The 26,191-nt window shown below is 58.6% G+C and carries 35 protein-coding genes; 33 read left to right on the plus strand and 2 right to left on the minus strand.

What is annotated here, in order from left to right; all coding sequences use genetic code 11:
- Positions 1–114: 114 nt before the first annotated feature.
- The 5 genes from J2X54_RS03105 to J2X54_RS03125 all read left to right on the plus strand — a co-directional run bounded on the left by J2X54_RS03105 (position 115) and on the right by J2X54_RS03125 (position 8,898).
- Positions 115–3,111 (plus strand): TonB-dependent receptor, encoded by a 2,997-nt coding sequence (locus J2X54_RS03105; RefSeq protein WP_310177640.1) that lies wholly within the window; start codon positions 115–117, stop codon positions 3,109–3,111.
- Positions 3,112–3,194: 83 nt separating this feature from the next.
- A complete protein-coding gene (locus J2X54_RS03110) occupies positions 3,195–3,896 on the plus strand; it encodes a SapC family protein (protein WP_310177642.1) in 702 nt (233 codons plus the stop codon).
- Positions 3,889–4,893, plus strand: coding sequence for a cupin-like domain-containing protein (locus tag J2X54_RS03115; protein WP_070245991.1), 1,005 nt, complete (start codon positions 3,889–3,891; stop codon positions 4,891–4,893). The genes J2X54_RS03110 and J2X54_RS03115 overlap by 8 nt, the downstream gene beginning before the upstream one ends.
- Before the next feature lie 265 nt (positions 4,894–5,158).
- The gene (locus tag J2X54_RS03120) at positions 5,159–7,945 is read left to right on the plus strand and encodes a TonB-dependent receptor domain-containing protein (protein ID WP_310177645.1); all 2,787 of its coding nucleotides are present in this window, start codon (positions 5,159–5,161) and stop codon (positions 7,943–7,945) included.
- A 98-nt stretch (positions 7,946–8,043) separates the two neighbouring features.
- Positions 8,044–8,898, plus strand: coding sequence for a DUF817 domain-containing protein (locus tag J2X54_RS03125; protein WP_070245989.1), 855 nt, complete (start codon positions 8,044–8,046; stop codon positions 8,896–8,898).
- Here J2X54_RS03125 and J2X54_RS03130 read toward each other — a convergent pair.
- On the minus strand, positions 8,895–9,716 hold the full coding sequence (locus J2X54_RS03130) for a PEPxxWA-CTERM sorting domain-containing protein (protein WP_310177648.1): 822 nt from the start codon (positions 9,714–9,716) through the stop codon (positions 8,895–8,897). The two genes, J2X54_RS03125 and J2X54_RS03130, sit on opposite strands and share 4 nt — an antisense overlap.
- Before the next feature lie 350 nt (positions 9,717–10,066).
- Between J2X54_RS03130 and rplC the strand changes: the two genes are divergently transcribed.
- The 28 genes from rplC to rplQ all read left to right on the plus strand — a co-directional run bounded on the left by rplC (position 10,067) and on the right by rplQ (position 24,449).
- Positions 10,067–10,723, plus strand: a complete 657-nt coding sequence (gene rplC, locus J2X54_RS03135) for a 50S ribosomal protein L3 (protein ID WP_070245987.1) — start codon at positions 10,067–10,069, stop codon at positions 10,721–10,723.
- A 3-nt stretch (positions 10,724–10,726) separates the two neighbouring features.
- Positions 10,727–11,347 carry a 50S ribosomal protein L4 gene (gene rplD / locus J2X54_RS03140; RefSeq protein WP_056151025.1) on the plus strand — a complete coding sequence of 207 codons (621 nt, stop codon included), beginning with the start codon at positions 10,727–10,729 and terminating at the stop codon, positions 11,345–11,347.
- Complete coding sequence (gene rplW / locus J2X54_RS03145) at positions 11,344–11,658, plus strand: 50S ribosomal protein L23 (RefSeq protein ID WP_019923491.1); 315 nt, start codon at positions 11,344–11,346, stop codon at positions 11,656–11,658. Before rplD ends, rplW begins: the two co-directional genes overlap by 4 nt.
- Positions 11,658–12,488, plus strand: coding sequence for a 50S ribosomal protein L2 (gene rplB, locus J2X54_RS03150; protein WP_070245986.1), 831 nt, complete (start codon positions 11,658–11,660; stop codon positions 12,486–12,488). The genes rplW and rplB overlap by 1 nt, the downstream gene beginning before the upstream one ends.
- Before the next feature lie 9 nt (positions 12,489–12,497).
- Positions 12,498–12,773, plus strand: a complete 276-nt coding sequence (rpsS, locus tag J2X54_RS03155; protein ID WP_026133139.1) for a 30S ribosomal protein S19 — start codon at positions 12,498–12,500, stop codon at positions 12,771–12,773.
- Complete coding sequence (gene rplV / locus J2X54_RS03160; RefSeq protein ID WP_174864456.1) at positions 12,770–13,102, plus strand: 50S ribosomal protein L22; 333 nt, start codon at positions 12,770–12,772, stop codon at positions 13,100–13,102. The genes rpsS and rplV overlap by 4 nt, the downstream gene beginning before the upstream one ends.
- A 9-nt stretch (positions 13,103–13,111) precedes the next feature.
- A complete protein-coding gene (rpsC, locus tag J2X54_RS03165) occupies positions 13,112–13,894 on the plus strand; it encodes a 30S ribosomal protein S3 (protein WP_070245985.1) in 783 nt (260 codons plus the stop codon).
- 2 nt (positions 13,895–13,896) lie between these two features.
- Complete coding sequence (gene rplP, locus J2X54_RS03170) at positions 13,897–14,316, plus strand: 50S ribosomal protein L16 (RefSeq protein WP_070245984.1); 420 nt, start codon at positions 13,897–13,899, stop codon at positions 14,314–14,316.
- Positions 14,317–14,328: 12 nt separating this feature from the next.
- Complete coding sequence (rpmC, locus tag J2X54_RS03175) at positions 14,329–14,520, plus strand: 50S ribosomal protein L29 (RefSeq protein ID WP_020704377.1); 192 nt, start codon at positions 14,329–14,331, stop codon at positions 14,518–14,520.
- A complete protein-coding gene (gene rpsQ, locus J2X54_RS03180; RefSeq protein ID WP_008444314.1) occupies positions 14,517–14,786 on the plus strand; it encodes a 30S ribosomal protein S17 in 270 nt (89 codons plus the stop codon). The genes rpmC and rpsQ overlap by 4 nt, the downstream gene beginning before the upstream one ends.
- 266 nt (positions 14,787–15,052) lie before the next feature.
- A complete protein-coding gene (rplN, locus tag J2X54_RS03185; protein WP_019923485.1) occupies positions 15,053–15,421 on the plus strand; it encodes a 50S ribosomal protein L14 in 369 nt (122 codons plus the stop codon).
- A gap of 10 nt (positions 15,422–15,431) precedes the next feature.
- Complete coding sequence (gene rplX, locus J2X54_RS03190; protein WP_019923484.1) at positions 15,432–15,746, plus strand: 50S ribosomal protein L24; 315 nt, start codon at positions 15,432–15,434, stop codon at positions 15,744–15,746.
- A gap of 6 nt (positions 15,747–15,752) precedes the next feature.
- Positions 15,753–16,292, plus strand: a complete 540-nt coding sequence (gene rplE / locus J2X54_RS03195; protein WP_070245983.1) for a 50S ribosomal protein L5 — start codon at positions 15,753–15,755, stop codon at positions 16,290–16,292.
- Between the two features lie 6 nt (positions 16,293–16,298).
- Positions 16,299–16,604, plus strand: a complete 306-nt coding sequence (gene rpsN, locus J2X54_RS03200) for a 30S ribosomal protein S14 (RefSeq protein WP_019923482.1) — start codon at positions 16,299–16,301, stop codon at positions 16,602–16,604.
- 14 nt (positions 16,605–16,618) lie between these two features.
- Positions 16,619–17,014: a 30S ribosomal protein S8 gene (gene rpsH, locus J2X54_RS03205; RefSeq protein WP_019923481.1), complete on the plus strand. Its 396-nt coding sequence runs from the start codon at positions 16,619–16,621 to the stop codon at positions 17,012–17,014.
- Positions 17,015–17,024: 10 nt separating this feature from the next.
- The gene (gene rplF / locus J2X54_RS03210; RefSeq protein ID WP_026637583.1) at positions 17,025–17,558 is read left to right on the plus strand and encodes a 50S ribosomal protein L6; all 534 of its coding nucleotides are present in this window, start codon (positions 17,025–17,027) and stop codon (positions 17,556–17,558) included.
- 13 nt (positions 17,559–17,571) lie between these two features.
- The gene (rplR, locus tag J2X54_RS03215; RefSeq protein ID WP_019923479.1) at positions 17,572–17,934 is read left to right on the plus strand and encodes a 50S ribosomal protein L18; all 363 of its coding nucleotides are present in this window, start codon (positions 17,572–17,574) and stop codon (positions 17,932–17,934) included.
- 9 nt (positions 17,935–17,943) lie between these two features.
- Positions 17,944–18,462, plus strand: coding sequence for a 30S ribosomal protein S5 (gene rpsE / locus J2X54_RS03220; RefSeq protein WP_019923478.1), 519 nt, complete (start codon positions 17,944–17,946; stop codon positions 18,460–18,462).
- A gap of 10 nt (positions 18,463–18,472) precedes the next feature.
- A complete protein-coding gene (gene rpmD / locus J2X54_RS03225) occupies positions 18,473–18,655 on the plus strand; it encodes a 50S ribosomal protein L30 (protein ID WP_019923477.1) in 183 nt (60 codons plus the stop codon).
- 27 nt (positions 18,656–18,682) lie between these two features.
- The gene (rplO, locus tag J2X54_RS03230; protein WP_008444334.1) at positions 18,683–19,114 is read left to right on the plus strand and encodes a 50S ribosomal protein L15; all 432 of its coding nucleotides are present in this window, start codon (positions 18,683–18,685) and stop codon (positions 19,112–19,114) included.
- Between the two features lie 33 nt (positions 19,115–19,147).
- Positions 19,148–20,482: a preprotein translocase subunit SecY gene (secY, locus tag J2X54_RS03235; protein WP_026637582.1), complete on the plus strand. Its 1,335-nt coding sequence runs from the start codon at positions 19,148–19,150 to the stop codon at positions 20,480–20,482.
- Between the two features lie 18 nt (positions 20,483–20,500).
- Positions 20,501–20,719, plus strand: a complete 219-nt coding sequence (gene infA, locus J2X54_RS03240) for a translation initiation factor IF-1 (protein ID WP_005663428.1) — start codon at positions 20,501–20,503, stop codon at positions 20,717–20,719.
- Between the two features lie 32 nt (positions 20,720–20,751).
- Positions 20,752–20,865, plus strand: coding sequence for a 50S ribosomal protein L36 (gene rpmJ / locus J2X54_RS03245; RefSeq protein ID WP_005663407.1), 114 nt, complete (start codon positions 20,752–20,754; stop codon positions 20,863–20,865).
- Between the two features lie 27 nt (positions 20,866–20,892).
- Positions 20,893–21,258, plus strand: a complete 366-nt coding sequence (gene rpsM, locus J2X54_RS03250) for a 30S ribosomal protein S13 (RefSeq protein ID WP_019923475.1) — start codon at positions 20,893–20,895, stop codon at positions 21,256–21,258.
- Between the two features lie 14 nt (positions 21,259–21,272).
- Positions 21,273–21,677: a 30S ribosomal protein S11 gene (gene rpsK, locus J2X54_RS03255; RefSeq protein WP_070245981.1), complete on the plus strand. Its 405-nt coding sequence runs from the start codon at positions 21,273–21,275 to the stop codon at positions 21,675–21,677.
- A 234-nt stretch (positions 21,678–21,911) separates the two neighbouring features.
- A complete protein-coding gene (gene rpsD, locus J2X54_RS03260) occupies positions 21,912–22,535 on the plus strand; it encodes a 30S ribosomal protein S4 (RefSeq protein ID WP_070245980.1) in 624 nt (207 codons plus the stop codon).
- A 150-nt stretch (positions 22,536–22,685) separates the two neighbouring features.
- A complete protein-coding gene (locus J2X54_RS03265; protein ID WP_026637581.1) occupies positions 22,686–23,663 on the plus strand; it encodes a DNA-directed RNA polymerase subunit alpha in 978 nt (325 codons plus the stop codon).
- A gap of 387 nt (positions 23,664–24,050) precedes the next feature.
- The gene (rplQ, locus tag J2X54_RS03270) at positions 24,051–24,449 is read left to right on the plus strand and encodes a 50S ribosomal protein L17 (RefSeq protein WP_026637580.1); all 399 of its coding nucleotides are present in this window, start codon (positions 24,051–24,053) and stop codon (positions 24,447–24,449) included.
- 62 nt (positions 24,450–24,511) lie between these two features.
- On the opposite strand, the gene J2X54_RS03275 is transcribed toward rplQ, so the two are convergent.
- Positions 24,512–26,188 carry a M28 family peptidase gene (locus J2X54_RS03275; RefSeq protein ID WP_310177821.1) on the minus strand — a complete coding sequence of 559 codons (1,677 nt, stop codon included), beginning with the start codon at positions 26,186–26,188 and terminating at the stop codon, positions 24,512–24,514.
- Positions 26,189–26,191: the final 3 nt, after the last annotated feature.

Raw genomic sequence — 26,191 nt, forward strand, 5'->3', positions numbered from 1 at the left:
GCACGCCACCCGGCAGCTCGTGTTGTAACCCGCCCCCCCCCGGGGCTACCACCGCCCCGCCTGCTTTACCCGAAAATAAGTTGTAAAAATAAACTGACAAACAACGGAGACAAAATGCACCAAAATCTGAAAACGTTTTCAAGCCGCCTGCCGAAGCAACGCCGCCTGATCTCCATGGCTGTGGCGGGCGCTTGCGCTACGTTCGCAACCTTCGCGCCAGCCCATGCGCAACAGCAGTCCGGCCCTGTACCTGGCGATGTCGACGGTCCAAAAGTGGTCGTCTCCGGCATCCGCGCCAGCATGCAGTCCACCATGAACATGAAGCGCAACAGCGACGGCATCGTTGACGGCATCGTCGCTGACGACATCGGTAAATTCCCCGATACCAACCTGGCCGAATCGCTGCAACGCATCAGTGGCGTGTCGATCGACCGCAGCAACGGCGAAGGGCAGAAGGTCACCGTGCGCGGCCTCGGTCCCGACTTCAACCTGGTGCTGCTCAATGGCCGCCAGATGCCAACCACCGACCTGGGCGACCTGGGTGGCCGTTCGTTCGACTTCTCGAACCTGGCTTCGGAAGCGATTTCGCAGCTGCAGGTGTACAAGTCCGGCCGCGCCGACAACCCGAGCGGCGGCATTGGCGCTACCATCAACGTGATGACCGCGCGTCCGTTCGACAACCCGGGCATGCACTCGAGCATCGGTGTGAAAGCCGTGCACGACACGTCCAACAAGCACCTGCCAGGCATGCTCAAGGGCGACAGCACTACCCCGGAAGTGTCGGGCATCTATACCAACACCAGCGAAGACGGCCGCTTCGGCGTGGCCGTGAGCGCCAGCTACCAGGAACGCAATTCGGGCTTCAACCGCGCCGGCCTGGCCAATGGCTACCAGGGCCCGTACCTGGGTTCGGACACGACCGCCGGTTCGACTTTGCCGCAGCCTGGCCAGCCAGGTTCGCAAAACATCACCAACCGTCCTGGTCCGACCGATGTGTACTCGATTCCGCAAAACTTCGGCTACGGCGTCAACGGCATCCAGCGCCAGCGTACCAACGGCCAGCTGGCCTTGCAGTTCCGTCCCGTCAAGGACATTACCACCACGCTCGACCTGACCTATTCGGAAAACAAGGTGCAGACCAAGCGTAACGAGCTGAGCGTATGGTTTGCACAGACGCCAACCTCGACCAGCAGCTGGCCGGGTGGCCACGTGCAGTCGCCGCTGACGTACTCGGAAACCTATAACTCGCCGCAGGACATCTCGATCGTCGGCGGCGACTACGCCACCAAGACCAAGAACGAGTCGATCGGTTTCAACACGGTATGGAAGGCCAGCAACGCGCTCAAGCTCAATTTCGACGTCCATCATTCGACCGCCGAGTCTGGCGCAGACAGCCCTTGGGGTACCGAGAACAACCTGTCCAACGCCAGCTTCAGCCGTGGTACCACTTCGATCGACTTCACCAACAAGCTGCCGATCGTGTCGATGCCAGCCGCCAACCTGGCAGCGCAGCCGATCCAGGGCACCGGTTCGTGGTTCCACAATAGCTACCAGAAGGCCAAGGTTGACCAGGTGCAGGCCGGTGGCGACTGGCAGGTGCTGGAAGCCTCGACCGTCAAGTTCGGCGCCGGCTACACCAAGTCGTCGAACCGCTCGACGTACTCGAACGTGCAGAACAACACCTGGAGCGGCGCCAGCAAGGCATCCGACTATCCGGCCAGCGCCTACCAGGCCAACCCGCTGGGCGACTACTTCAGTAAGATCGGCGGCTCGCCGAACCTGTTCGGTACGCTCTACACGTTCGACTTTGCGACCGTGCGCGCCTTGACCGCCAATGCCACCGGCAACCAGGCCGGTTACCTGCCGAACTTTGCCAGCGCCGATACCGATCGTCTGCTGACGGAGAAAACCTCGTCGGTCTATGCCTCGTTCGGTACCGACTGGGATACGGCCATGCCGATGCACACGTCGGCCGGCGTGCGTTTCGAGAAAACCAAGGTCACCTCGGTGGCCCAGTTCCAGCCTGGCACTGCCATGGTGTGGGAGTCGCAGAACGAATTACCAATCACGTTGGCGCGCGCCGAATCGGCCACCACTGCCTCGTCGTATAACAACGTGCTGCCTAGCCTGAACTTTGACGTCGACCTGCGTGCCGACATGAAACTGCGTGCCAGCGCCGGCGCCACTATCGGTCGCGCCCGCTACGACCAGCTGCAGGGCGGCCTGAGCCTGGGGACGATCGCCAGCACCTACAACGGCACCGCCTCGGTCGGTAACCCGGCCCTGAAACCGGTGAAGTCGAAGAACCTCGATTTGTCCTACGAGTGGTACTACGACAAGCAGAGCGTGTTCTCGCTGGCCCTGTTCCGCAAGGAAATGGATAACTACGCCGGCACCATCGTGACCCCGGGTTCGCTGTACGACCTGCACACGCCGGTCGGCGGCGCCTACTACAAGGCTGCGCTGGCAACCGGTGGCTGCACGGTGGCGGACACGAACTGCATCCGTAACTACATCCTGAGCACCTACGACGGCCAGCCTGGCGTGGTGCGTACCGGTGTCAACCCGGACGGCAACCTGAAGGGTCGTATCACCGGCCTGCCAGGCGATCCGCTGGCTAACTTCCTTACCACCAGCTACGCCAACCAGAAATCGGCGCGTGTCAGTGGGGCGGAAGCGAACATTCAGCACATGTTTGGCCGTACCGGCTTTGGCGTGCAGGCGAATTACACCTACGTGCGTTCGCCACTCAAGTACGACAATGCCAATATCAGCGACCAGTTCGCAATCCTGGGGCTGAGCAATTCGGCCAACGTGGTCGGCATCTTCGAAAACGAGAAGTGGTCGGTGCGCCTGGCCTACAACTGGCGCGGCGAGTTCCTGGCCGCCACCGTGGACGGTTCGGGCAAGGCAGCGCCGATCTACACCGACAGCTATGGCCAGACCGACGTGAGCATCGGCTACAACTACACCAAGAACCTGAGCTTCCAGCTCGAGGCGATCAATCTGACCGACGAGACCCAGCGTCAGCATGGCCGTACCAGCATGGCAACGATCAACGTGACGCAAGCCGGCCCACGGTATATGCTGGGCGCGCGCTACAAGTTCTAATCGAAGACATCGCGGTGTAACCAGGGGCGGCGCTGACAAGCGTCGCCCCTTTCTTGTTTAGTCAACGCAATCACAGAGCAACCATGGCCAAGCCAGCCCTACTCAATAACATTACCCATCAACACCTGCGGGTGCGTACCGGCCACAGCGCCGAATTCGGCGACAACCAGATGGCCGCGCCCATCGTGGCGGCCGAGTTTCGCCAGGTGCAGGCGCATTACCCGATCGTGTTTCGCCCCACCGAAGGCGGCAACGGTTTCGAAGCGCTGGCCCTGTTCGGCCTGGCGGCCGGCGAAAACCTGTTCCTGACCAATGCTGGCTGGGATGCCGACTACGTGCCGCTGGCGGTGCGCCGCCAGCCGTTCCTGATTGGCGTGTCGGGCCAGGAACTGACCGTCCATGTCGACGAGGACAATGCGCGCCTGCGCTGCGGCCCCGATGAAGGAGAAGCGGTGTTCCTGGAGGAGGGCAGTCCCACGCCTTACCTCGAGCACGTCAATTCGATGCTGTTCTCGCTGCACCAGGGCATGCTGGAGATGGCCGGTTTTATCGGTGCGCTGCGCGAGCATGCGCTGCTCGAATCGTTCGTGTTCGAGGTCGAGCTCGCTGACGGCGCCGAGCGCCGGCTCGAAGGCCTCTATACCATCAACGAGGAACAGCTGGCAGCGCTGGACGCGGCCGCGCTCGATCGGCTGCACCGCGCCGGCTACCTGCTGCCGATTTACATGGTGGTGGCGTCGCTGTCGAACTTCCGCGCCCTGATCGACCGGCAGAACCGTGGCTAAGCCGATTGCCGAGGTCGATTGCAGCGACGGCGCGCCGCTGCCCGACGCGCTGTTGACGGCCACCACGCCGGTGGTGCTGCGCGGCCTGGTGGCGCACTGGCCCATGGTGCGCGCCGCCCGCGAGTCGCAGCAGGCGGCTGACGCCTACCTGCGCCGCTTTTACCGCGACGCCACCGTGATGGCCATGCATGGCGCGCCAGAGATCGACGGCCGGATCTTTTACAACGACGATCTCTCCGGCTTTAACTTCAGCATGCAGCAGGTGCGCTTCGACGCCGTGCTCGACGCCTTGCGCGCGCACCAGGGCGATGCGCGTCCACCGACGCTGTACGTGGGCTCGACCACGATCGACGCCTGCCTGCCGGGCTTCAGGGCTGAAAACGATGTCACGCTAGGCGAACGCGATGCGCTGGCCAGCATCTGGGTGGGCAACCGCACCCGCATTCCCGCCCACTACGACTTGCCCGACAACCTGGCCTGCGTGGCGGCCGGACGGCGCCGCTTTACGCTGTTCCCGCCCGAGCAACTGGCCAACCTGTACATCGGCCCACTCGACCTGACGCCCGCCGGCCAGGCCGTCAGCCTGGTCGATCTCGCCGCACCGGACTTGCAGCGTTATCCGCGCTTTGCTACCGCGTGGGCCCACGCGCAGCAGGCCGAACTGGCGGCCGGTGACGCCATCTTCATTCCCAGCATGTGGTGGCACCATATCGAGGCGCTCGACAGTTTTAACGTGCTGGTCAATTACTGGTGGCGGCAGTCGCCCGCGTACATGGACACGCCGGCGACCACGCTGCTGCACGCACTGCTGACCATGCGCGACCTGCCGCCGGCGCAGCGCCAGGCATGGCAGGAGATCTTCCGCCACTACGTGTTCGAGAGCGACGGCAGCGAAGCTGCGCATATCCCGGAGGCGGCGCGCCACGTGCTGGCCCCGCTCGACGACGCCGGCGCCCGCATGTTGCGCGCCCACTTGCTCAACCGCATGAAACGTTAAGTACCGTGGGGGGCGAAGATTTGGCTGTTATCAAGAATAGCTGCCAGCTTGATAACCTCACTTCCAATAAGAACTGAAAAACAACAAAATATGGACTTATTTCCTGAAAGACGTATAAAAATTGAAATAAAGTCTTTTCCTGCTCGTTGATATTGTGAGAAATTCCTGATCAGACGTCGAAAGTGCTGAGCTCCTTACCCGGTCGAACAGCACTAAGAAGCGCATGGAATTCATCAATTTCTCGGGAGTAGTTTTGAAACACACCATGAAAAAAAGCGCCATTGCCATGGCGCTCGGTTTGGCATTTTCGCAGCACGCAACGGCGCAAGACGCAGCCGTGGAACCGAAGATGCAGCGCGTAGAAATCACCGGTAGTAGCATCAAGCGCACCGAACAGGAAGCTGCCGGTTCGATCCAGATCCTCAACCGCGACGATATCGAGCGTACCGGCCAGACCACCGCGCTGGACATCCTGCGTTCCTCGTCCGCCATCGGTACCGACATCAACTCGGCAAACAGCAGCTCGGGCAGCTTCGCCACCGGTTCGTCCGCAGTCGACATGCGCGGCCTGGGCAAGGTGGCCACGCTGGTACTGGTCAATGGTCAGCGCATTGCGCAATACGGCCTGGCCGATGGTGCACAACAAAACTTCACCAACCTCGACGCGATTCCATCGTCGGCGATCGAACGCATCGAGATCCTGAAAGACGGCGCCTCGGCTATTTACGGCTCTGACGCCATCGCCGGCGTGGTCAACATCATCCTGTACAAGGACTTCGAAGGCGCCAAGATCACCGGCAACTACAAAGAGTCCGATGGCTTCAAGGACCAGCGCAACCGCAACATCTCCGGCATCATCGGCTGGGGCGACATCGATACCAACGGGTTCAATACTTACCTGACGTACGACGCGTACAAGAGCGACGGTTATTCGGCCGGCGACCTGCGCAGCCACTACCCCGAATGGCACCGCCAGACGCCGGCCCGTTCGACCTGGGATACCCCGAGCGTCTACTCGCCTACCGGTAACTACTACGTCAACGCCAACAACTACAAACCAGCACCAGGTTGCCCTGCAACCAGCATCGACCCGCGCGACGGCTTGTGCAAATACGATATCCTCAACGATACCGGCCTGACCACCAACGCCAAGCGTTACGCAGTGGCCAGCAATACGCACTTCCGCATCGGCAAAGATATCGACGCCAACTTCGAGATCACCCACGCCAGCGCCAGCAACGATTACATCGTTGCACCGTTTGCCGTGCAGCCGACCACTGCGTCGAGCACCTGGTACAACGCGCTGGAAGGCAAAATGGTTGGTCCGTTCTTCTATCCGAAGCTGCCAGCCAATAACCCGGCCAATACCACCGGCGCCCCGGTCGAATTCCGTGCCCGCTTCATGGACACCGGCGATGGCTTCAACTTCAACCGCACCGAATCGAAACAGTCGCGCGTCATGCTGAGCCTGACCGGCGAAGTCAAAGGCTTCGACTGGAAATCGTCGGTCGGATACATGACCTCGGACGCCAGCAAGGCTACCCGCGCTGCCAGCGCCACCGGTTACACCAACGCCATCGTCAGCGGCGCTTACAAATTCAACGGTCCTGCCGGCACCAACAGCTACGCGCTGCTGGACTCGATGTTCCCAGTCCGTACCACCATCGGCGAATCGAAAATCGGTTTTGCCAATGCCGTGGTGTCGGGTGAAGTGGCCCAGCTGCCGGCTGGCCCTCTGAGCGTTGCGTTCGGTACCGACGTCCGCCAGGAAAAATATGAAATGGCCAGCTCGGACAACGTGCTGCGTGGTGAGCTGATCGGCATCGCCGGTCTGCAAGTCAAGGACAAGATGGATCACTACGCGCTGTTCGCGGAAGCGACCATTCCAGTGATCAAGCGTGTAGAACTGAGCGCAGCGGTACGCGCTGACAAGTCGACCAACAGCGACGTGCACTACTCGCCAAAACTGGGCCTGCGTTACAACGCGACCGACAGCCTGTTGCTGCGTGCTACGGCTGCCGGCGGTTTCCGTGCGCCGAACATTGTTGAAACAGGTAATGGCTTAGGTCGCAGCTCGTTTGCCAACAGCATCAGCGACCCACGCCGCTGCGCTACCGCCAGCGCACTGAACAAGCTGATCCAGAACGCCGCCGGCGTGACCCCAGCGGACAAAACCCAAGGTAACGTGCTGCAAAACGCCGACTGCCTGGCCGGTATCCCGACCTTCGTGTCCGCCAACAAGGACCTGAAACCGGAAACCTCGCGTTCGTTCACTGCCGGCTTCGTGTTCGAACCGATCAAAAACTGGACCCTGGCACTCGATTACTTCCATATCGAACGCAAGGATGAAATCGGCACCCGCACCACGTCCGACATCCTGCGTGGCGAAGCCAACCTGCCAGCAGGTCAGCTGGTTCGCGTGGACAACTCGGTCTCGGATGCGCAGTTCCTGGCGCTGGTCAACAAGTACGCTCCGGCGAACACCCTCAACTTCGGTGGCGTCGGTGCCATCGGCCTGCTGTTCAACCCATACGTCAACAGCGGCAAAACGCGTGCTTCGGGCTTCGACTTCGACGCGTCGGGTCGTTTCAACACCGACCTGGGCCTGATCCGTCTGAAACTGGAAGGTTCGTACCTGAAGAACTACCAGCAGTTCAGCGTTGCGGACAATGCCTACGACGTCAACATGGCCGGTACCTACGACATGGGCTCGCGCCTGAAAACCAAGCTGCGTGGCTACCTGAAGTCGGGTAACTTCGACAATGGCATGACCATCAACTACGCCAGTGGCTTCAGCAACAACAGCCTGGACTCGATGAACTACTGCCAGACCAACAACGTCTCGGCTGCCAATCTGGGTACCTGCGGCCACGTGGGCAGCAACACCACCGTCGACTACAACCTGGCGTACACGGGCATCCCGAACACCAAGTTGAGCCTGTACATCGACAACCTGTTCGACCAGGCTGCGCCGATCCAGTGGCGTCGTGGTTATGCCGAGTCGTTCCAGTTCCGCCGTATCGGCGTGAGCGCCAGCTACAAGTTCTTCTGATTGTGAGCTGACCGTGAACTGACCCGCCGGCCTCCGTGCCGGTGACCGAAAAAAGACCAGGCCTTCGCGCCTGGTCTTTTTTTTGCTAGAGTTGCCGCATGCTAAGCACACTCAACAGTTTCGACACCCATTTACTCGACGGCGCGCCGCGCAGCGGCTTGCGCGGCGCCCCGCGCTTCCTGCTCGAGTTCCTGTATTTCGGCGTCAAGAACGCCCGCGCCTGCCTGTTCGTGGGGCTGTTCTTTGGCGCCGTGTTCCTGACGCCGCGCGCCGGCCTGTTCGGCGTGCCGCGCTACGACGTGCTGCTGGTGGCGGCGGTGGCGATCCAGGCCGGCATGGTGTGGTCGAAGCTCGAGACCTGGGACGAGCTCAAGGCCGTGTGCCTGTTCCACCTGGTGGGCTTTGCGCTCGAGGTGTTCAAGGTGTCCGGGGCGATCGCCTCGTGGAGCTACCCCGATTTTGCCTACACCAAGCTGTGGGGCGTGCCGCTGTTCTCGGGTTTTATGTACGCTGCCGTGGGCAGCTACATCATCCAGGCCTGGCGCCTGTTCGATCTGCGCATCCGCCACCATCCGCCGTACTGGATGGCGGTACTGATCGCGCTGCTCATCTACGCCAACTTCTTTACTCACCACTACATCGGCGACTACCGCTGGTACCTGGCCGCCGCCGCGCTGGGGCTGTACGCCCGCACCATGGTGATATACCGGCCGCTCGACCGCGACCGCCGCATGCCTTTGCTGCTGTCGTTCGTGCTGATCGGCCTGTTCATCTGGCTGGCTGAAAACATCAGCACGTTCTGGGGCGTCTGGCGCTACCCCAACCAGCTCGGCGCCTGGAGCGCCGTCCACGTCAGCAAATGGAGTTCGTGGTCGCTGCTGGTGGTGATGACGTTCACCATCATCGCCCACCTCAAACACATCAAGGCCAGCATCCACGTCCCCGACGCCTAGGTTCGGCGGCGGCGGAGGAGGGTGCCGGTCAGGGCCAGGCCGGCCAGCAGCGTGGCCCAGGTTGCGGGTTCCGGCACCGGCGCCACGCCGCCGCCGGCGTTGACAGGGTTGACCGTGATGTCGGTGTAGGCCAGGAAGCTCAGGGTCAGATACAGGTCGCTCTCGCCGGGGTTGGCGAATGCCAGCAGGAAGCGCTCCTGGCGGGTTGCCTCGGTTGCGCCGGGATCATCCCAGCGCAGCGCGCTCTCGCGGTCGAGCTCGGTTACTGTGGTGCCGTCGGCGTCGCTGATGCTGATCGAGGCCCAGCTGAACACCGAGTAATTTTCGCCTGGCGCCACGGTGCGGCGTGCCTGCGCGAACAGGTCGCCGCCGACGGTGAGCAGGCTGTGCGGGGCGAGCGTCAGCGCCACCTGCTGGTAGCCATCGGCGCCCAGCGAGTTACCCGCGCCAAGCGCGGCGTCGGCGGCGGCGCGGGCGGCGACATTGCCTACGGCGATGCTGGCGGTGGCTACCGCAGTGCCAGGTCCGGCGCTGGACGGCAATTGTGCCTGGCCGCCCATGAACGGCTCCGGCCATACCGCGAACTGGCTGTAACTACCGCCGTTGTTGAGCGTGTTGGAATAGGCCATCAGGCGCGCGTTGAGATCGTTGATGCCGTAATCGGCCCGCTCGAAGTCGTCCGGCGTGAGGTCGATCACACCGAGGGTGACGTTGTCGATGCGGCTGGCGCCATTGGCGCCGGCTGCGGCCGACGGCGAGGCGAGGGTGGTGGTCAGCGCTGCCAGGGTCAGCAGCACTGCGGGTAGCACGGTTTTCATGGGAGCTCCGGTGGGTGGACGGTTGCACGAGGCAGGCGGCGCCTGCCTGATCGATGCTAGGCCGCTGTCCACCGCGCCATTTGCGCACACGCAGGGAGCGCCGCCAAACCCGCATGGCGCCGCGTTTTGCGCGCCCGAATGGTCATCCGCACCACAGCTTTTCCCCTCCGCAACTCACGCTCAACAACAGCGCCGCAAAAACCTGACATACCTCGTACTAAGTTGTTGCGTCAAGGGTCTTTTCACGCTACACTAGCCGGCTTCGGTATGGATTCCTCTTTTTACAGGACCGTACTTATTTAGTAGTTCAACATATCCCCGCCCAATCGTAGGTGGGAATTGGAGAAAAAATGAGCCTTGGCCTCCTCGGTCGCAAGGTTGGTATGATGCGCATCTTCACCGATGACGGGGATTCGATCCCAGTCACCGTTGTCGACGTATCGAACAACCGTGTTGCACAAATCAAAACCCCTGAAACTGATGGCTACACTGCAGTTCAGGTCGCATACGGTCAACGTCGCGCTTCCCGCGTCACGAAGGCTGTTGCTGGTCACCACGCTAAAGCCGGTGTTGAAGCTGGTACTCTGTTGAAAGAGTTCCGCATCGACGCAGCCAAAGCTGCCGAACTGAAAGCTGGCGAAGTTATCGCTGCTTCCCTGTTCGAAGTCGGTCAAAAAATCGACGTTCAAGGTGTTTCGATCGGTAAAGGCTACGCCGGTACCATCAAGCGTCACAACTTCGCTTCGGGCCGCGCTACCCACGGTAACTCGCGTTCGCACAACGTACCAGGCTCGATCGGTATGGCGCAGGATCCAGGTCGTGTATTCCCTGGTAAGCGCATGACCGGTCACATGGGTGACGTTACCTGCACCGTGCAGAACCTCGAAATCGCCCGTATCGACGCCGACCGTCAGCTGCTGCTGGTCAAAGGTGCGATTCCTGGCGCCAAAAACGGCCAGGTAGTGGTATCGCCTGCTGTCAAAGTTAAAGCAAAGAAGGGAGCTTAAACGATGGAACTCAAGCTCTTGAATGCTCAAGGTCAAGCCGCCTCTAACGTTGCTGCCGCCGACTCCGTTTTCGGCCGTGACTACAACGAAGCCCTGATCCACCAGATCGTCGTTGCTTACCAAGCCAATGCTCGCAGCGGCAACCGTAAACAAAAAGACCGTGAAGAAGTCCACCACACGACCAAGAAGCCATGGCGCCAAAAAGGTACCGGCCGTGCTCGTGCTGGTATGTCGTCGTCGCCACTGTGGCGCGGCGGTGGTCGCATCTTCCCGAACTCGCCTGACGAGAACTTCACCCACAAAGTGAACAAGAAGATGTATCGCGCAGGTATCTGCTCGATCCTGTCCCAGTTGGCTCGTGAAGAGCGCCTGGTTGTTGTTGAAGACTTCGCTATCGAAGCTCCAAAAACCAAGCTGCTGTCGCAAAAGCTGACCGGTATGGGCCTCGAGTCCGTGCTGATCATCACCGACGTCGCCAACGAAAACCTGGAACTGGCATCGCGTAACCTGCCTAACGTCCTGGTTGTTGAACCACGTCACGCAGATCCGATGTCCCTGGTGTTCTACAAGAAGATCGTGGTCACCAAAGCTGCATTGGCCAAGATTGAGGAGATGCTGGCATGAGCGCATTGAAATTTAGCGAAGAGCGCCTGATGAAGGTGCTGGTTGCTCCAGTGATTTCCGAGAAGGCCACCATGGTCGCGGAAAAGAACGAGCAGATCGTGTTCCGCGTCACCACCGACGCAACCAAGCCAGAAATCAAGGCTGCCGTTGAACTGCTGTTCAAAGTGCAAGTGGAATCGGTGCAAACCGTGAACCGCGAAGGTAAGCAGAAGCGCTCGGGCGCCCACACTGGCCGTCGCAACCACACCAAGCGTGCTTTCGTGTGCCTGAAGCCTGGCCAGGAAATCAATTTCACCGAGGAGGCTAAATAATGGCACTCGTTAAGATGAAGCCAACCTCCCCAGGCCGTCGCGGCATGGTGAAAGTTGTCAACAGCGACCTGTTCAAAGGTCGTCCGCTGGCAGCCCTGGTTGAGAAAAAATCGAAAACTGCTGGTCGTAACAACAACGGCCACATCACCACCCGTCACATCGGTGGTGGTCACAAGCAGCACTACCGTCTGATCGACTTCAAGCGTAATAGCAAAGATGGCATCCCGGCGAAAGTGGAACGTATCGAATACGATCCAAACCGTACCGCGCACATCGCACTGCTGTGCTACGCCGACGGCGCCCGCGCTTACATCATCGCCACCAAAGGCATGGCTGTAGGCGACACCGTGATGAGCGGTTCGGAAGCCCCGATCAAGGCCGGTAACTGCCTGCCAATCCGCAACATCCCGGTCGGTACCGTGATGAACTGCGTCGAAATGCTGCCAGGTAAGGGTGCCCAAATGGCCCGTACCGCCGGCGCCGGCGTTGTTCTGATGGCCCGTGACGGCACCTACGCCCAGGTTCGCCTGCGTTCGGGTGAAGTGCGCCGCGTGCACATCGAGTGCCGCGCGACCGTAGGCGAAGTCGGCAATGCCGAACACAGCCTGCGCAAGATCGGTAAAGCCGGTGCCATGCGTTGGCGCGGTATTCGTCCTACCGTTCGCGGTGTGGTCATGAACCCGGTCGATCACCCGCACGGTGGTGGTGAAGGTAAAACTGCAGCCGGTCGTCACCCAGTGTCGCCATGGGGCCAGCAGACCAAGGGTAAGAAGACTCGCAGCAACAAGCGTACGTCTTCCATGATCGTCTCGCGCCGCGGCAAGAAATAAGGATAAATCATGACTCGTTCATTGAAAAAAGGGCCGTTCTGTGACGCCCACCTGGTGAAAAAAGTCGAAGCCGCGCAAGCGATCAAAGACAAAAAGCCAATCAAAACCTGGTCCCGTCGTTCGACCATCATGCCTGACTTCATCGGCCTGACGATCGCTGTTCACAACGGCAAGCTGCACGTGCCTGTGTACGTTTCCGAGAACATGGTAGGTCACAAGCTCGGTGAATTCGCACTGACCCGCACGTTCAAGGGCCATGCCGCTGACAAGAAGGCGAAGAAATAATGGAAACCAAAGCTATCCTCAAAGGCGTGCGCCTGTCGGACCAAAAGGGCCGTCTGGTTGCTGACCTGATTCGTGGCAAGAAAGTTGACGCAGCACTCAACATTCTGCAATTCAGCCCGAAAAAAGGCGCCACCATCATCAAGAAAGTACTCGAGTCGGCAATCGCCAACGCCGAGCACAACGATGGTGCCGATATCGACGAGTTGTTCGTGAAAACGATCTACGTTGAAAAGGGCCCGATCCTCAAGCGCTTCACTGCACGCGCTAAAGGTCGTGGCGATCGTATCTCGAAACAATCGTGTCACATTTATGTGACCGTCGGTAACTAAGGAGCTACGATGGGTCAGAAAATTCATCCAACCGGTTTCCGCCTGGCGGTCACCCGTAACTGGGCTTCGCGCTGGTACGCAGGCAACGGCAATTTCGCTGCCATGCTGAACGAAGACTTGAAAGCACGTGCTTACCTGAAGACCAAGCTGAAGAACGCTTCGGTCGGCCGCATCGTGATCGAGCGTCCAGCCAAGAACGCGCGCTTCACGATCTACAGCTCGCGTCCGGGCGTGGTCATCGGTAAAAAAGGCGAAGACATCGAAGTGCTGAAGGCAGCGCTGACCAAGATCATGGGCGTGCCAGTGCACGTCAATATCGAGGAAATCCGCAAGCCGGAAATCGATTCGCAACTGATCGCCGATTCGATCTCGCAACAGCTCGAAAAGCGCATCATGTTCCGTCGCGCCATGAAGCGTGCGATGCAAAACGCCATGCGTCTGGGTGCCCTGGGCATCAAGATCATGTCGTCGGGTCGTCTGAACGGCATCGAAATCGCTCGTACCGAATGGTATCGCGAAGGCCGTGTGCCACTGCACACCCTGCGCGCTGACATCGACTACGGCACCAGCGAAGCTTCGACCACCTACGGCATCATCGGTGTCAAGGTTTGGGTATACAAAGGTGACCGCGCGCCTAACGGCGATGCACCAGTCATCGATACCCCACCTGACGAGAAAAAGCCACGTGGCCCACGTCGTGACGACGGCAAGCCATCGGGCCGTCCACGTCCAGCTGGTCCTGCAGGCGCCCGTCGTGCTGCTGCCAAGCCGGCTGAGAAAGCAGGAGAATAATCATGCTGCAACCAGCACGCAGAAAGTATCGTAAAGAGCAGAAAGGCCGTAACACCGGCATTTCGCATGGCACCGGCACTTCGGTGTCGTTCGGTGAATTCGGTCTGAAAGCAGTTGCCCGTGGTCGTATCACGGCACGCCAGATCGAAGCCGCTCGTCGCGCCATGACCCGTCACATCAAACGTGGCGGTCGTATCTGGATCCGCGTTTTCCCGGACAAGCCGATTTCGAACAAGCCAGCTGAAGTTCGTATGGGTAACGGTAAAGGTAATCCAGAGTACTACGTCGCTGAAATCCGTCCGGGCAAAGTCCTGTACGAAATGGACGGCGTGGACGAAACCCTGGCGCGCGAAGCATTCCGCCTGGCCGCTGCCAAACTGCCACTGGCGACCACTTTCGTGGTCCGTCAAGTTGGCCAATAACAGGAGTGAAATATGAAAGCATCTGAACTCCGCGGCAAAGACCAGGCAGCTCTGCAAAAAGAGCTGAATGACCTGTTGAAGGCCCAGTTCGGCCTGCGTATGCAAACCGCTACGCAGCAGCTGAGCAACACTTCGCAGCTCAAGAAGGTACGTCGCGATATCGCACGCGTAAAAACGGTAATGAACACCAAGGAAGCCAAATGACCGAACCAGTAAAGTCGCTCAAGCGCACCCTGATCGGTAAAGTGGTGTCCGACAAAATGGACAAAACCGTTACCGTTCTGATCGAACGTCACGTCAAACATCCTTTGTACGGCAAGATCATCGTGCGCTCGAACAAGTATCACGCGCACGACGAGACCAACCAGGTGAAAGCCGGTGACACGGTGGAAATCGTGGAAGGTCGTCCGATCTCCAAAACGAAGGCATGGACCGTGACTCGCGTGGTGCAAGCCGCGCAAATCGTTTAATTGAAGATATCGCCGCCGGAACTGTGGTTTCGGCGGCGCTTTTCAATTAGTTCTTGCAAGCCCGCAAAAGGTATGTAATACTTGCGGGCTTCGTTCATGTAACGCCGCAAAGTGTCTGGCCACAGACGCTGAACCGTGCGGTCAGTAGCAGTACGAAGGTCAAGCACCCAAACAATGGGCTCTGCAAGAGCGCATTGGCGGGACCAAGACTGACCGCAGGTCCGCATTGTGTGGATTCTTCGGCTTAAGTTGGGAAAGAGAATACTATGATTCAAACTGAAAGCCGGCTCGAAGTTGCCGACAATACCGGTGCAAAAGAAGTTTTGTGCATCAAGGTATTGGGTGGCTCCAAGCGCCGTTATGCTGGCATTGGCGACGTGATCAAAGTAACCGTTAAGGTTGCTGCGCCACGTGGTCGTGTCAAAAAAGGTGAAATTTATAACGCCGTGGTTGTGCGCACCGCTAAAGGTGTTCGCCGCCAAGACGGTTCCCTGGTGAAGTTCGACGGCAATGCCGCCGTTCTGTTGAACGCCAAGCTGGAACCGATCGGTACCCGTATCTTCGGACCAGTGACGCGCGAGCTGCGCACTGAAAAGTTCATGAAGATCGTGTCCCTGGCACCTGAAGTACTGTAAGGAGTCAGCAATGGATAAGATTCGTAAAAACGACGAAGTCATCGTTCTGGCCGGTAAAGACAAGGGCAAACGCGGTGTCGTTTCGCGTCGCGTAGACGCAGAACACGTAGTGGTTGAAGGCGTCAACGTTGCTAAAAAAGCGACCAAGCCGAACCCGATGACTGGCGTACAAGGTGGTATCGTCGACAAGACTATGCCGATTCACGTGTCCAACGTTGCATTGTTCAATGCAGCTAGTGGCAAGGCAGACCGCGTAGGTTTCAAAGATGTTGACGGCAAAAAAGTCCGCGTCTTCAAATCGACCGGCGAAGTAGTGAAGGCTTAAGAAATCATGGCACGTCTCCAAGAGTTCTATAAAGAAAAAGTCGTCTCCGATCTGACCGAGAAATTCGGTTACAAGTCGGTGATGGAAGTTCCCCGTCTGACCAAGATCACCCTGAACATGGGTGTTGGTGAGGCAATTGCGGACAAGAAAGTCCTTGAGCACGCTGTTGGCGATCTGACCAAGATCGCTGGCCAGAAGCCAGTGACCACCAAGTCGCGCAAAGCAATCGCGGGTTTCAAGATCCGTGAAGGCTATCCGATCGGTACCATGGTCACCCTGCGTGGCGCTCGCATGTACGAGTTCCTGGATCGCTTCATCACCGTGGCTCTGCCACGCGTGCGCGATTTCCGCGGTGTGAATGGCCGTTCGTTCGATGGTCGTGGTAACTACAACATCGGCGTGAAAGAGCAGATCATCTTCCCGGAAATCGAGTACGACAAGATCGATGCGCTGCGTGGTATGAACATTTCGATCACCACCACCGCTAAGACCGACGACGAAGCGAAAGCTCTGCTCGCCGCCTTCAAATTCCCGTTCAGGAACTAAGAGATCATGGCAAAACTCGCACTGATTAACCGTGAAGCGAAACGCGTGGCACTGGCGAACAAATTCGCCGCCAAGCGCGCCTCGCTCAAGGCCATCATCGATGACCAGTCGAAATCGGAAGAAGAACGTTACGAAGCGCGTCTGAAACTGCAGACCCTGCCACGTAACTCGGCTCCGACCCGCCAGCGTAACCGCTGCGCCGTCACCGGTCGTCCACGCGGCACCTTCCGTAAATTCGGTCTGGGCCGTATCAAGCTCCGTGAATTCGCCATGCGTGGTGAAATTCCGGGTATGACTAAAGCTAGCTGGTAATAGGAGAATATGCAATGAGTATGAGCGATCCTATCGCCGATATGCTGACCCGCATTCGCAACGCCCAAGGCGTTCAAAAAACGACCGTGGCCATGCCATCGTCGAAAGTCAAAGTAGCGATTGCCAACGTCCTCAAGGACGAGGGTTACATTGAAGATTTCGCAGTTGCCGAAGATGGTGGCAAAGCGGAACTGAAAATCGGTTTGAAATATTATGTCGGTCGTCCCGTCATCGAGCGCTTGGAGCGCGTATCCCGTCCGGGCCTGCGCGTCTACAAAGGCAAGGACGAGATCCCAACGGTGATGAACGGTCTGGGTGTGGCCATCGTGTCGACTCCGCAAGGCGTCATGACCGATCGCAAAGCACGCGCTACCGGTGTCGGCGGCGAAGTTATTTGCTACGTCGCTTAAGGAGTAACACATGTCCCGTGTAGCTAAAATGCCAATCGCTGTGCCAGCTGGCGCTGATGTCGCCATCTCCGCACAAGCGATCACCGTCAAGGGCCCTCTGGGCGTCCTGACCCAGAACCTGAACGGCCTGGTAAAAGTACAAAACAACGACGGCACGCTGAGCTTTGAGCCAGCGAACGACAGCCGTGAAGCCAACGCCATGTCCGGTACGCTGCGCGCACTGGTCAACAACATGGTCAACGGCGTCACCAAAGGCTTCGAGAAAAAACTGAACCTGATCGGCGTGGGCTACAAAGCCCAAGCCCAGGGCGACAAGCTGAACCTGTCGCTTGGTTTCTCGCACCCTGTCGTGCATGCCATGCCAGAAGGCGTAACGGTTGTTACCGCCACTCCGACCGAGATCGTCATCAAAGGCATCGACCGTCAAAAAGTGGGCCAAGTGGCTGCCGAAGTTCGCGCTTACCGCGCTCCTGAGCCTTACAAGGGCAAGGGCGTCCGTTATTCGGACGAAGTGGTTAAGCTTAAAGAAACCAAGAAGAAGTAATTAGGGGCTGACGATGGATAAAAAAGAATCTCGTCTGCGTCGCGGACGTCAAACCCGGATCAAGATTGCGCAGCAGAAAGTGAACCGCCTGTCGGTGCACCGCACTAACCTGCACATCTACGCAAGCCTGATCAGCCCGGAAGCCAAAGTATTGGTTTCGGCCTCGACCCTGGAAGCGGAAGTACGCGCTGAACTGGCTGGCCAATCGGGCAAGGGCGGAAACGCCGCTGCTGCCGCACTGGTGGGCAAGCGTGTCGCAGAGAAAGCACTGAAAGCAGGAATCACCGAAGTCGCCTTCGACCGTTCCGGTTTCCGTTTCCATGGCCGTGTGAAGGCGCTGGCTGAAGCCGCGCGTGAAGCCGGTCTGAAGTTCTAAGGAGCGATCATGGCAAAAATGCAAGCAAAAATGGCAAGCGACAAGCCCGATGACGGCATGCGCGAAAAAATGATCGCGATCAACCGCGTGACCAAAGTGGTCAAGGGTGGTCGTATCATGGGTTTCGCCGCGCTGACCGTGGTTGGTGACGGCGATGGCCGCATCGGCATGGGCAAGGGCAAGTCGAAAGAAGTACCAGTGGGTGTGCAGAAGGCAATGGAAGAAGCCCGTCGCAACCTGATCAAAGTACCGTTGAAAAACGGCACCCTGCATCACACCGTACACGGTCGTCATGGCGCATCGAAAGTTATGATGATCCCTGCGAAACCAGGTACCGGCGTGATCGCTGGTGGCGCCATGCGCGCTATCTTCGAAGTAATGGGCGTGACCGACGTCGTGGCGAAATCCACCGGCTCGAGCAACCCTTACAATCTGGTGCGTGCGACCCTCGACGGTCTGGCAAAAATGACGACTGCTTCCGATATCGCTGCCAAGCGCGGCAAGTCGGTTGAAGAGATCCTGGGCTAAGGTGAACGATATGACTAACAAAACTGTCAAAGTACAACTGGTCAAGGGCTTGATCGGTACGCGTGAAGATCACCGTGCCACCGTACGCGGCCTGGGCCTGCGTCGTGTAAACTCGGTCTCCGAGCTGCAAGACACCCCATCCGTGCGCGGCATGATCAATAAAGTCTCGTACCTCGTTAAAGTAGTTGGGTAAGCCGCAAGGCTTACACACGGAGAAATCATGGAACTGAATACCATTCAACCAGCCGACGGCGCCAAGCACTACAAGCGTCGCGTCGGCCGCGGTATCGGCTCCGGTCTGGGCAAAACCTCGGGCCGTGGTCACAAGGGTCAAAAATCGCGTTCGGGCGGCTTCCACAAAGTCGGTTTCGAAGGCGGTCAGATGCCTCTGCAACGCCGTCTGCCTAAGCGCGGTTTCAAGTCGCTCAACGCCACCTTCAAAGCTGAAGTGCGCCTGTCCGACCTGAACAACCTGGCTGTTGGCGATGTCGACATCCTGGTGCTGAAGCAAGCTGGCGTTCTGAGCGTGCTGGCACGCGACGTGCGCGTCATTCTGTCCGGCGAGATCACCAAAGCGGTGAACCTCAAAGGCCTGAAAGTGACCGCTGGCGCGAAAGCAGCCATCGAAGCAGCTGGCGGCTCGGTAGCCTGAGCTTGCCGCTAAACAGCTTGATCGGAGCGAAAATTGGCGACTAATCCACAACTTGCAAAAAGCGCTGCAGCCGGGTTCCCTTGGGGCCGGCTCTGGTTCTTGCTTGGCGCATTGGTGGTATATCGTATCGGTGCTCACATCCCGGTCCCCGGGATTGATCCGGTACAGCTGGCCGCACTGTTCAAGTCGCAAGAGGGCGGCATCCTGGGCATGTTGAACATGTTCAGCGGTGGCGCTCTCGCGCGCTTTACGGTGTTTGCGCTGGGTATCACGCCGTACATCTCGGCCTCGATCATCATGCAGTTGGTGTCGATCGTTTCGCCGCAGATGGAAGCGCTCAAGAAGGAAGGCGAAGCAGGCCGTCGCAAGATCACCCAGTACACCCGTTATTTCACGGTTGTTCTGGCTACGTTCCAGGCCCTCGGCATTGCCGTCGCTCTGGAGTCGCAACAAGGTCTGGTGCTCGATCCTGGTTATGCATTCCGTTTCGTAACGGTCGTAACGCTGTTGACCGGAACCATGTTCGTGATGTGGTTGGGCGAGCAAATTACCGAGCGTGGCTTAGGTAATGGCATCTCGATCATCATTTTCGCAGGTATCGCAGCCGGTTTGCCGGGCGCGCTGGGTGGCTTGGGCTCCTCGGTGTCGAACGGATCGATCGGTGCTTTCTCGGCGATCATCATCATGATCCTGGTAGTGGCGGTAACGTTCTTCGTGGTATTTGTCGAACGTGGCCAACGCAAGATTCTGGTGAACTATGCGAAACGCCAGGTGGGTAACAAGATTTACGGTGGACAAACGTCGCACCTGCCATTGAAGCTCAATATGGCCGGCGTGATCCCACCGATCTTCGCTTCGTCGATTATCTTGTTCCCGGCAACGATCGTGGGCTGGTTCACGACAGGCGCCGACACCACCAATCCGGTGGTCAGGTTCCTGAAAGATTTGGCTGCATCGATGGGGCCAGGCGAGCCCATCCACGCACTGTTGTACGCGGTGGCCATCGTGTTCTTCTGCTTCTTTTACACCGCGCTGGTTTTCAACAGCAAGGAAACAGCAGATAACTTGAAGAAGAGCGGGGCCTTTGTGCCAGGGATTCGTCCCGGTGAGCAGACTGCCCGCTACATCGACAAGATCCTGACACGACTGACACTGGCTGGCGCCATTTACATCACTTTGGTGTGCTTGTTGCCGGAATTCATGGTCGCTGAGTGGAAAGTACCTTTCTATTTTGGCGGTACTTCTCTGTTGATTATTGTGGTTGTTACCATGGATTTCATGGCGCAAGTACAAAACTACGTGATGTCGCAGCAATATGAATCGCTGCTGCGCAAAGCAAACTTCAAGGGCGGAATTCCGACGCGATAAGCGCGGTAAACATACCGAATGGCAAAAGACGACGTCATACAGATGCAAGGCGAGATTCTTGAGAATCTCCCAAATGCAACATTTCGAGTGAAACTGGAAAACGGACACGTGGTGCTCGGACATATTTCGGGTAAAATGCGGATGAACTATATCCGCATCCTCCCTGGCGACAAGGTGACGGTAGAACTGACACCTTACGACCTGTCCCGTGCCCGCATTGTGTTCCGGACCAAGTAAATTTAATCGAACCTTTTAGAAGAGAGTTCATAATGAAAGTTAACGCCTCAGTTAAGCGGATCTGCCGCAACTGCAAGATCATCAAGCGCAAGGGCGTTGTTCGCGTAATCTGCGTCGAACCACGTCACAAGCAGCGTCAAGGTTAATAACCGTTATTTATCGAGGAATAACGAATGGCACGTATTGCAGGGGTTAATATCCCAAATCATCAGCACACCGTTATCGGCCTGACGGCCATCTACGGTGTTGGCCGCCCGCGCGCAAAGTTCATCTGCGCCGCGACGGGTATTGCGACCGATAAAAAGGTCAAAGACCTGGACGACAGCGAACTGGAAAAGCTGCGCGATGAAGTAGCAAAATTCATCGTCGAAGGCGATCTGCGTCGCGAACTGTCCATGAACATCAAGCGTTTGATGGATCTGGGTTGCTACCGTGGTATGCGTCACCGTAAGGGCCTGCCGGTCCGCGGTCAACGCACCCGCACCAATGCACGTACCCGCAAGGGCCCGCGCAAAGCCGCTCAGTCGCTCAAGAAATAATCTAGGGAAATCACATGGCTAAGCAACAGAACAGCGCAGCAGCAGCCCGCGTGCGCAAGAAGGTCAAGAAGAACGTTGCAGAAGGTATCGCACACGTTCACGCTTCCTTCAACAACACCATCATCACCATTACCGACCGTCAGGGCAATGCTCTGTCGTGGGCTACCTCCGGTGGCGCCGGCTTCAAGGGTTCGCGTAAATCGACCCCGTTTGCAGCGCAGGTTGCAGCTGAAGCCGCTGGTAAAGTGGCAGTGGAATGCGGCGTGAAGAACCTGGAAGTGCGTATCAAGGGCCCAGGTCCTGGTCGCGAGTCCGCAGTGCGCGCACTGAACAACCTGGGCATCAAGATCACCGAGATCCAGGACGTTACCCCAGTGCCACACAACGGCTGCCGTCCTCCTAAGCGTCGTCGCATCTAAGGAATCTCGAAATCGTAGCTCGCTACGATTTTCGATGTTCCTGGCAGTTCGCTGTCAAAAATCGCTGGAGCAGATGACCGGAAACGGTTATACTGCCCGGCTATTGCCGTCTGTCATGTCGCAAGACTGGCAGACTTTAGCCACGTCTGGCCCCTCGCGGCACGGACTAGCGCCTAACCAGGTAACCATTTTGTTGCATGGCTGGGGCGTCATTATTTAAACAAAGGAAGCATCGTGGCACGTTACATCGGACCAAAAGCAAAACTCTCCCGCCGTGAAGGTACTGACCTGTTCCTGAAGAGCGCCCGTCGCTCGCTCGACAGCAAGTGCAAACTGGACGTCAAGCCAGGCCAGCACGGTGTCAAGTCGGGTGCCCGCACCTCGGACTACGGCAACCAACTGCGCGAAAAGCAAAAAGTCAAGCGTATGTACGGCGTTCTGGAACGTCAGTTCCGTCGCTACTTCGCAGAAGCTGACCGTCGCAAAGGCAACACCGGCGAAACCCTGCTGAAGCTGCTGGAAACCCGCCTGGACAACGTTGCATACCGCATGGGCTTCGGCTCGACCCGCGCTGAAGCGCGTCAGCTGGTATCGCACAAAGCGTTCACCGTGAACGGCCAAGTGGTCAACATCGCTTCGTACGCTGTCAAAGTCGGCGACGTTATCGCTGTTCGTGAAAAATCGAAAAAGCAAGTACGTATCGTTGAAGCGCTGTCGCTGGCTGAACAAGTCGGCATGCCAGCTTGGGTGTCGGTTGATGCCAAGAAAATGGAAGGCACTTTCAAGTCCCTGCCAGAGCGTAACGAGATCGCCAACGACGTCAACGAATCGCTGATCGTCGAACTGTACTCGCGTTAATAGTCGTAAGCGACGGCCAAGGCCGTCGTCCCCGCGCAGGCGGGGATAAAAATTTGTTCTTCCGCCCGCTTAATATCTAAGCGGGCGTTTTTACTAATGCCATCAGCCTTATCGGCCTAACGCGCCGAGGGTATTGAAAAGGACATGTACATGCAAAACAGTTTGTTGAAGCCACGTATTATCGATGTAGAGGCGCTCGGCGCCGGCCACGCTAAAGTCGTGATGGAGCCGTTCGAACGCGGCTATGGCCATACGTTGGGTAATGCGCTGCGTCGCGTACTGCTGTCGTCGATGGTTGGCTACGCGCCAACCGAAGTGACGATCGCCGGCGTTGTGCACGAGTACTCGTCGCTCGACGGCGTACAGGAAGACGTCGTAGACCTGTTGCTGAACCTGAAGGGTGTCGTCTTCAAGGTCCACAACCGTGACTCCGTTACCCTGACCCTGAAAAAAGAAGGCGAAGGCGCTGTCCTGGCATCCGATATCGATCTGCCACACGACGTGGAACTGATCAACCCGGACCACGTGATTGCCCACCTGACCGCTGGCGGCAAGCTCGACATGCAGATCAAGGTCGAAAAAGGCCGTGGCTACGTTCCTGGTAACGTGCGTCGCCTGTCGGAAGACACCAACAAGACCATCGGCCGCATCATTCTCGATGCATCGTTCTCCCCAGTGCGCCGCGTATCGTATTTCGTCGAGTCCGCTCGTGTCGAGCAGCGTACCGACCTGGACAAGCTGATCATCAACATTGAAACCAACGGCGTGATCTCGCCGGAAGAAGCGATCCGTCAATCGGCCCGCGTCCTGGTTGATCAGTTGAACGTGTTCGCTGCCCTGGAAGGCACCGAAGCTGCTGCCGAAGCGCCATCGCGCGCTCCGCTGGTCGATCCGATCCTGCTGCGTCCAGTGGACGATCTGGAACTGACCGTGCGTTCGGCCAACTGCCTGAAAGCAGAAAACATCTACTACATTGGCGACCTGATCCAGCGTTCGGAAAACGAACTGCTCAAGACGCCAAACCTGGGCCGCAAGTCGCTCAACGAGATCAAGGAAGTTCTTGCCTCGCGCGGCCTGACCCTGGGCATGAAGCTGGAAAACTGGCCACCTGCAGGGCTGGAAAAATAACAAATTGGGGGACAGGACTGGACATCGCGCAGCGATGTTCTGTCCTGTTGCCAACTGATCAGGAATTGGGGGCTGCGCTGGACATCGCGCAGCGATGTTCTGTCCTGTTAAGCCAACAGATTCGGTGACAGAGCTGGACATTGCGGAGCAATGTTCTGCTCTGTTACCAACTGATTAGCAGTTAGCAGTTAGCAGTTTGTCGTTCCCGCGCAAGCGGGAACTCATGCGAGTCCGTGGCAACGCGGCCTCAGCATGGATACCCGCCTTCGCGGGTATGACGGTTCCACCGCCGCAAACACGTTGTTCGCGGCGTAAAACACTTGAACCGGTCCGCGCTCATGTTGAGCGATCGAAGAACTCGGATTTAAACACCTGAAAGGAAGTACCATGCGTCACCGTCACGGCCTCCGTAAGCTGAATCGTACCTCGTCCCACCGTCTGGCAATGCTGCGCAACATGACCGTTTCCCTGCTGCGTCATGAAGCCATCAAAACCACCCTGCCAAAAGCGAAGGAACTGCGCCGCGTTGTCGAGCCTATCCTGACCCTGGGCAAGGTAGACACCCTGGCCAACAAGCGTCTGGCATTCTCCCGTCTGCGCGACCGCGAAATCGTTGGCAAACTGTTCTCGGAACTGGGCCCACGTTACGCTAACCGCAACGGCGGCTACCTGCGCATCCTGAAAATGGGTTTCCGCGTTGGCGACAACGCTCCAATGGCTTACGTTGAGCTGCTGGACCGTCCAGAAGCGACCGACATCGATGCAGCACCAACCGCCGAAGAGTAATCTTCCCGGTTAGTACAGCGTTACGAAAAAGCCAGGCTCTGCCTGGCTTTTTTTTTGGTCCATCACTGCGGCTTGAACTCCGAGCTGGCATTCCATGTCGGGGTGACGCCCTGGGCGATATCGAGCCCGACCTGGAACAGCAGGCCAATGTCCTGCACGCCACCGCTGAAGTCCCAGTCGGTACGCACATCGTCGGTGACCTGGTGGTAGTCCTTGCCGAAATAGTGATCGACCACCCTGGCAGCGTAGCCTTCGGGTTTGTTGATGTAGCCGCTGCGCGCCTTGGTGTAGAGCACCGGCACGCCCACGCGGGCGAATTCGAGCTGGTCGGCGCGATAGAAGCTGCCCAATTCTGGGCGCGAGTCGTTGGCCATTTTGCGGCCCTGCGCTTGTGCGTGTTTGGTCAACAGCGCGTCGATACTCGAGTGGCCCGAGGTGACGTTTTCGATCTGCTCGGTCTTGCCCCAGGCGTTGATGCCGTCGATGTTGATGTTGGCCACGGTTTTCTTGAGCGGGTACAGCGGGTGACTGGCGTAATACTTCGCGCCCAGGAGGCCGCGTTCTTCGGCCGTGGTGGCCAGGAACAGGATCGAGCGCTTCGGTGGCGTTGGCAGCGCCCGATAGGCTTTGGCCAGCGCAAGCAGGGCGGCCGTGCCCGAGGCATTGTCGAGCGCGCCATGGTAGATCTGCTTGCTGCGTGGCCCCGGCAGGCGCCCGTCGATGCCCAGGTGATCCCAGTGGGCGCTGTAAATCACCAGCTCGTCCTTGAGCTTGGGATCGCTGCCTTCGATCAGCGCCACCACGTTGTTCGAGGCGATGGTGCGCGACGTGTTGGCGATCTTGAAGCTGGCCGTTCCCTTCAGGTCGACCGGGCGGAAGGCCCTGGTCACTGCCTGCTTTTTCAAGGTTTCGAAGTTGTAACCGGCGGCAGCAAGCATGGCGCTGGCCTGGTCGCGCTGGATCCAGCCGGCGATGGCGGGCGCGTCCGGGTCGTCGCCTCCAGTCGCCTGGACCAGGCTGAACTGTTCGCCATTGCCGCCGCTGCGCACCACGTCCCACGGGTAGGCGGCCGGCCTGGTTTCGTGGATGATCAGGGCCGCCTTGGCGCCGAGCTTGGCGGCAATCTCGTATTTATAAGTCCAGCGGCCGTAATAGGTCATGGCCTTGCCGCGGAACATGGCGGGATCGAGCTCGGCCGGATTGCGTGGATCGGGCACGGCCGGGTCGTTGATCAGCATCAGCAGCGTCTTGCCGCGGACGTCCACGCCCTTGTAGTCGTCCCAGCCGTATTCGGGCGCCTGCACGCCGTAGCCGACGAATACCAGGTCGGATTGATCGACGCTCACCTGGTCGGGCGCGCTGGTGGAATGGGCGACGAACTGCTCGGGAAAATTCAGCGCCACGGTCTTGCCGGCGATGGTGTAGGTCAAGGTCGGCTTCGGTGTCTGGCCGCGCAGCGGCACTGCCTGCACCCAGGTGCCGTCCGGGTTGCCGGGCTTGAGGCCGAGTTTCCTGAATTCCTGCGTCAAGTATGCAACAGTCTTGGTTTCGCCGTTCGAGCCGGGCGCACGGCCTTCGAACTCGTCGGAGGCCAGCACCTTGATGTGGCGTACCAGGTCGTCGGCAGAAATGGTGGCCAGCGCCGTGGCCGGGGCCTGGTCCTGGGCCAGCACGGAGCCAGCGCTGAAGGTGAGCGCCGCAGCAAGAGCGCAATACAGCAGGGGACTTGGTGATGACATCGT

It is taken from the genome of Duganella sp. 3397 (genome assembly GCF_031456625.1).
Taxonomy (GTDB): domain Bacteria; phylum Pseudomonadota; class Gammaproteobacteria; order Burkholderiales; family Burkholderiaceae_D; genus Rugamonas; species Rugamonas phyllosphaerae.